This window comes from Ferrovibrio sp., assembly GCF_035304305.1.
Taxonomy (GTDB): Bacteria; Pseudomonadota; Alphaproteobacteria; order Ferrovibrionales; family Ferrovibrionaceae; genus Ferrovibrio.
This window is the reverse complement of sequence record NZ_DATGQG010000058.1, coordinates 1-2,388: the sequence shown is the minus strand read 5'-3', so window position 1 is coordinate 2,388 and position 2,388 is coordinate 1. Positions and strand designations below refer to the sequence as shown.

Genomic DNA, 2,388 nt, shown 5'->3' with positions numbered 1-2,388 from the left:
ACGACTCAGACGCAACATATTGCAAACCCTTCGCAAATTCCGGCTGCCGGGCCGGAGCCCGGACTACGCCGGCAAATAAGACCAATCTGGTCCGGTTTGCAAGTTGATTTCCGAAATCCGGAAATCAAGAGGCCGATATTTTTGTCGCAGGGTGGCCTGTTTCAGCTCATGGCGGCCAGTTTCCGCAGGCTCGCCAGCGCGGGGCCGAAGATCTCGGGATCGTGCTCCTCGGGATAGACCACGAAGGCCGCAAGCGAAAATTCCAGCGCTCCCTGCAGCTGGACCAGACGGCCATCGGTCAGATAGGGCCGCACCAGCCGGTACGGGAAATATCCCGAGCCGCCGTTGAGCAGCATGTGGTTCAGTCCCAGCCAGCCGATATTGACGGTCAGCGCCGCGCCGGGGAATTCAGGAAAGCTGGCGGCATGCCGGGCATAGAATTCCGGGCCCCAGTCCACGTAGATGTAGCCCAGACCCGGTACCGGCGGGCTGTCCGGATCGGTCGAGACCATGACCAGCCGGTCCTCGAGCAGCTGCTCCACCGCCAGGCCCGGCCGGCGGTGCGGCGCGTACATCACCCCGATATCGAGCCGGCCTTCCACCAGGCCATGCATCAGGTCGGCCTCAAAGCCGATTTCCGCCCGCAGCGACACGTCCGGGGCGATCTCCTGCATGACCGGCAGCCAGCGCAGCAGCAGTTGCTCCCACAGGCCGAAACGCCCGCCCACCGTCAGCGCGCCGCGGAATCCGCGCGGCACGCCGACGTCATGGCGTGCCAGTTCCACCGTACGCACCAGGGTCGAGGCGTGTTTCTGGAACTGCCGGCCCGCCGCCGTGAGCGTGGTGCCGGACTTGTTGCGGACGAACAGCACGCAGCCAAGCTGCTGTTCCAGGTTGGCGATCCGGGCGCTTACGGTCGACTGCGTGACATTGAGCTGCTCGGCGGCGCTGACGAAATTTCCGGCGGAAACTACCGTCAGAAAGGTACGTGCAAGTTCGGTATCCACGGCGCGGCCTATTTGTATCGTTATTGCCGATACCATGGCTTATTTTTATTCGTTATTCAAATACTGAGCCCTGCCATATCTTTCTGTAGGCAAGTTCCTCCCCCGACTGGGCTGCTGGCCATGGGCACCAAGAACCCTCTCCATACGCCGATCTGCGATCTGCTGCATTGCGATTATCCGATCCTCCAGGCCGGGATGGGCGGCGTCGCCCGGGCGGAACTCGTCGCTGCTGTCGTGCAGGCGGGCGGCTACGGCTTTCTGGGCATGGTGCGCGAGACCCCCGAACTGATTGCCGGCGAGATCAAGGCCGTCCGTGCCCGGACCAACGGCATGTTCGGGGTCAACCTGATCCCGTCGGCGACGGATCCGGCCCTGTTCGAGGCGGAGCTGGCCGTCTGCCTCGAACATCACGTGCATTCACTCTGCTTTTTCTGGGACGTCGTCCCCGATGCCATCGCCAGAGCGAAAGCCGCCGACTGCCTGGTCGTCTATCAGGTCGGCTCCGTCCGGGACGCCATAGCCGCCGAGGAAGCCGGCGCCGACATCATCATCGCCCAGGGCGTCGAGGCTGGCGGCCATGTCCGCGGCACCGTGTCGTCGCTCGTTCTGCTGCCACAGATCGTCGACGCGGTTTCCGTGCCGGTCGTGGCATCGGGGGGCTTTGCCTCCGGTGAAAGCCTGGTTGCCGCGCTGGCTCTCGGCGCGCAGGGCATTCACTGCGGCACCGCGTTCCTTGCCACCGAGGAATCCTTTGCCCATTCCTATCACAAGCGGCAGATCGTCTGCGCCGAGTCGAAAGACACGGTGTATACGGATGCCTTCTCGATCAACTGGCCGCCCAATTCGCCCGTCCGCGTCCTCCGCAACTGCATCACCGAGGATCTCGGCTTCCACCTGACCGGCCACAATCCGGACGACATCCGCCGCGTCGAGATTGCCCGGGAAGGCGACCGTCCGATCTACCGCTACAGCACCGATTCCCCGCTGAAGAACATGACCGGCAATATCGAGGAGCTGGCACTGTTCGCCGGCCAGGTCGCCGGATCGATCGGAAACATCACAACCGCGAAGGACCGCATCGACACGATCATGCAGTCGGCCCACAGGACCATGAAGCGGATGGGGCTGTCGGCGGCACCGCGGTTTACATGGCAGTGGGCCTAGCCGGAGGCAGCGAGATGGCACCGCGACAGCAGCAGGATACTCCAGCAGCGCAATCGTCCGGGGCCACGGAGGCGGGCGGATCGAAGCCCGGCCGGGTGGCGATCTCGGAAACGCTGGGTTCGGCCTTCATCGAGATACTGGCGCGGCGGAATGTTGCCGGTCCGGACGAAGACCCGAATGTCTCCGCCATCGCCTATGCCTCGCCGCCCTGCTTCAT

At 64.0% G+C, this 2,388-nt stretch carries 3 protein-coding genes; 2 read left to right on the top strand and 1 reads right to left on the bottom strand.

Annotation, left to right across the window (positions count from 1 at the left end; translation table 11 throughout):
- Window positions 1-161: 161 nt before the first annotated feature.
- Complete coding sequence (locus VKZ87_RS07660; protein ID WP_324220662.1) at window positions 162-1,007, bottom strand: LysR family transcriptional regulator; 846 nt, start codon at window positions 1,005-1,007, stop codon at window positions 162-164.
- A gap of 120 nt (window positions 1,008-1,127) precedes the next feature.
- Between VKZ87_RS07660 and VKZ87_RS07655 the strand changes: the two genes are divergently transcribed.
- Together VKZ87_RS07655 and VKZ87_RS07650 are read left to right on the top strand one after the other, a co-directional pair.
- The gene (locus VKZ87_RS07655) at window positions 1,128-2,171 is read left to right on the top strand and encodes a nitronate monooxygenase (protein WP_324220661.1); all 1,044 of its coding nucleotides are present in this window, start codon (window positions 1,128-1,130) and stop codon (window positions 2,169-2,171) included.
- Window positions 2,172-2,185: 14 nt separating this feature from the next.
- The coding region (locus VKZ87_RS07650; protein WP_324220660.1) for a hypothetical protein at window positions 2,186-2,388 on the top strand (203 nt) is incomplete at its 3' end.

Bases quoted from the DNA above. Each gene is read 5' to 3' on its own strand.
- VKZ87_RS07655 (WP_324220661.1), top strand. From the start codon at position 1,128: ATGGGCACCAAGAACCCTCTCCATACGCCGATCTGCGATCTGCTGCAT.